Source organism: Acrocarpospora sp. B8E8 (assembly GCF_039871605.1).
Taxonomy (GTDB): Bacteria; Actinomycetota; Actinomycetes; order Streptosporangiales; family Streptosporangiaceae; genus Acrocarpospora; species Acrocarpospora macrocephala.
Window position 1 is genome coordinate 1 of sequence record NZ_JBDPLV010000166.1, and the last position, 3327, is coordinate 3327.

Consider the following 3327-nt stretch of genomic DNA (forward strand, 5'->3'; position numbering starts at 1 on the left):
ATTTGGAGACGACCAGGATCACTCGGCACGCGTTCCGCCCGGACTGGAACTACACCATCCACCCGGCTACCACATCGAAGATCACGGTCGAGCCAGCCTGAGGCGTTATTTCAGGCTGAGCTCTTAGCGCCGATGGCGAACGCGGTCGCGGCGGCGCTCATCCCTTTTGTCGGTGCTGCCGATCCGGCTGGCCCAGCGGATCACGGGCGAGGTCACCCGCTGGGCCTGTTCTTCGCGGGTTGAGGGTCTGCGGTTTGGTGTGCTGCCCCTGATCGGGCGTGGCGGCTGGATCTTCGGATGGCGGCGGGTAGGTAGATCTTTTCACCGGCAGCGTGACCTGCGGTTTTGCTGCGGATCAAGGCCCGGTTTTGTCGTAGCTGCTGGATAGCGTGAGGGTGGTTGTTCGGATCCGCCGAAGCGAAAGGGGGGCGCCTTCATGCTCGGTTCTCCGATCGACGTGCGGGATCCCTCCCGTGCGAAGGGCGTCCGGGGACGCGAGCTGCCCGCGTTCCTGAAGGGCACGGTGCTGGACCCGGACTACGTCCCGCCCCGACGTTCCGCCGACGACACCTACGACGATGCGCACAGCGACGCCTACGGCGAGGCAGGGCAGCAGAACACTCCGCAGCAGAACATACGGCAGCAGTTCCTCCACGGCCGCTCCACCGACTCTGGCCGCTCCACCGACTCTGGCCGCTCCACCGATCCTGGCCGCTCGGCCGACGCCGACCGCTCCACCGACGCCGACGGTGCCCGCTCGGCAGGGCCGGAGGACTCTGGCGAGCCGGGGGGTTCCGGGATGCTGGTGACCCAACTCAGGCAGCTCGCCTCCCGGATTGCGGTGGCCGACCTGCCCGAGGCCGCCGGGTTGTGCCTGGGCGAGACGGAGGACCTGCTGTTCGCCCAGGACCGGCTGAGCTCGGCGATCGCCGCGCGGGTGGGGCGGGTGCATGCGTCGGGTGAGGCCAGGAGTGCCGGCAGCGGTGGGCACGCCTCGACCGGGACGTGGTTGCGCGCTTCGGCGGGGATGAGCGGTGCGGGCGCCTCCCGTCTGATCCGGCTGGCCACCCAGCTGGCCCGCCTGCCCACCGTCCGGGACCGGCTGGCCCGCGGTACTCTCGCCGAGGGGTCGGCTGAGGCGATCAGCCGGGTCACCGCCCACCTGACCGACGCCCAGGCCGGGCTGGCCGAGCCGATCCTGCTGGATTTGGCCGACCGCGCCTCCCCAGCCGAGATCCGCAAGGCCGGGCGATACCTGCGGGAGCTGCTGGACCCGGGCACCCTGGACGATGACGCCGACACCGACTACGCCACCCGCTTCCTGCTGGTCCGCCCGTCCAGCACCGGCGGCGTGGAAGGGGAGTTCCGGCTGCCGCGTGAGGCCGGCGCCCGGCTGCGCGAGTTCCTGGCCGCCTACGCCAGGCCGAAGGGTAAAGATGAGGACCGCCCGCTCCGGGTCCGGCAGGCCGACGCCCTGTCGGCGCTGTTGAGCAAGAAGGTCACCACCGAACTGCTGGTCCTGGTCCGCGCCGAATCCCTCCCCACCGACCACCCCACCACCGACCACATCACTGACCACATCACCGGCCACCCCACCCATGACGCCGACTCCACCCATGCGGCCTCCACCGCAGCGTCCGCCACGTCCGCCATGCCCGCCACGTCCGCCACGGGGGCGCCGCTATCGCGGAGCGCATCCGGACGCGCCGACCCCGCTGACCCCGACACCGCCAACCCCGACACCGCCAACGCCCACACCACCGGCTCCAGCGATACTCGGCCCGGGACACCTCCGGCCGGTGACCGCTCGACCTGCCGCGCGAGCGGCCCCCGCCACCCTGGAGGCACAGGCTCAGCCGGAGCGGGTGCCGGCAGCGCGGACACCGGTTCAGCCGGGGCAGGTACAGGCAGCACGAGCACCGGTTCAGCCGGGGCAGGTACAGGCAGCATGGACACGGGTTCAGCCGGAGCGGGTGCCAGCAGCACAGACACGGGTTCGGCCGGAGCAGGTGCCAGTGCGGGCACGGGTGAGGGGCCGGGGGAGGAGGCGTGCAGGACCTGTGGGCACGCGCCGGACCGGCTGGCACCCGGACTGCTGATCGCCACCGGGCAACTGCTGCCCATCTCCGACATCCACCGACTCGCCCGCACCTCGAAACTGGTCCGCATGGTCGTCAACGCCCAGGGCCAGGTCTTGGACATGGGCCGCGCGGTTCGCCTGGCCACCCCCGCCCAGCGGCGGGCCGTCCTGGCCCGCTATACCTCCTGTTACTGCGAGGGCTGCCCCATTCCGGCCGACATGGCCGAAATCGACCACGTCAAAGGCTGGGCCGACGGCGGCACCACCGACCTCGACCAACTCGCCCCCGCCTGCACCTGGCACAACCGCGACAAAGCAACCCACCCCGACCGCTACCGCCTCCGCCGCAACGACGACGGCACCTGGACCCTCCTCTACCTCGGGAAAAGGAACCGCTACGCCGGACGATTCCGACGCTGAACCGGACCGGCACGAGCACGCCACCACCACCCAGGGCCGGGAACCGTCCGTGCCGACTCTGCGTGCCGACTCTGCGTTTGGTCGGCGCCGACTTCGTCGGGTCCTTCGGCGTTGACAGTGCGTATGGCCGCGTGCCGATCTGCGGGAGATCGCGGCACTAGATCGCCATGACTGCCTCGTTGTCGCCCCTGGTCAACGCGGCCTCAACCACGCCTACAGCCTGCTGTCCGACACGATCCGTGCCACACTCGTCTGCGGCCTCGATCCTCATGCCGGATTCCTCCATAGCGGCCAGCGCAACAACGCCCTCGCGCTCGACCTGATGGAAAAGTTCCGCGCCGTCATCGCGGACTCCGTCGTCATCGGCGCATTCAACAACGGCGAGCTGAAACGCCGCGACGTCAGCGAGGCGCTGGGCACCGTGAACCTTCGTGAAGAAGCGCGGAAGAATCTCATCGCCGCCTACGGACGAAGGATCACCTCCATATTCCAGCATCCCCTGTTTAGCTACACGGTCATCTGGCGTCGCGCCATCGAGATCCAGGAACGGCTCGTGGTCGGCGTCATCGACGGCACCCAGCCCGGATACCAGGGCATCCGCTTCCGATAGGCCTGGACCAGCGTCACCTCATCGCCTACAAAATCACCGACGACCCCGAAGAACCAGATCTCAGACTTCCTCCGCTCACACCGCGACCGCGTTAGGGAGCATGCGGAAATAAATCCGTTGTCTCGTGATCGGTGATCTAATCGTGTGGTGAAGCTCCGTACGATGGCCGCCGATGAGCGTGAACGCTTGGAGAGCGGGCTGACCCGCCGCTGGCTCG

General features: G+C 69.1%; 2 protein-coding genes. Both read left to right on the top strand.

Translation table 11 applies throughout. The features are described 5' to 3' along the window. Positions 1–436 precede the first annotated feature (436 nt). The gene (locus tag ABGB08_RS54275) at positions 437–2500 is read left to right on the top strand and encodes a hypothetical protein (protein WP_347608350.1); all 2064 of its coding nucleotides are present in this window, start codon (positions 437–439) and stop codon (positions 2498–2500) included. 148 nt (positions 2501–2648) lie between these two features. Then, positions 2649–3110: a CRISPR-associated endonuclease Cas1 gene (gene cas1 / locus ABGB08_RS54280; protein ID WP_347608353.1), complete on the top strand. Its 462-nt coding sequence runs from the start codon at positions 2649–2651 to the stop codon at positions 3108–3110. The last annotated feature ends 217 nt before the right edge of the window (positions 3111–3327 follow it).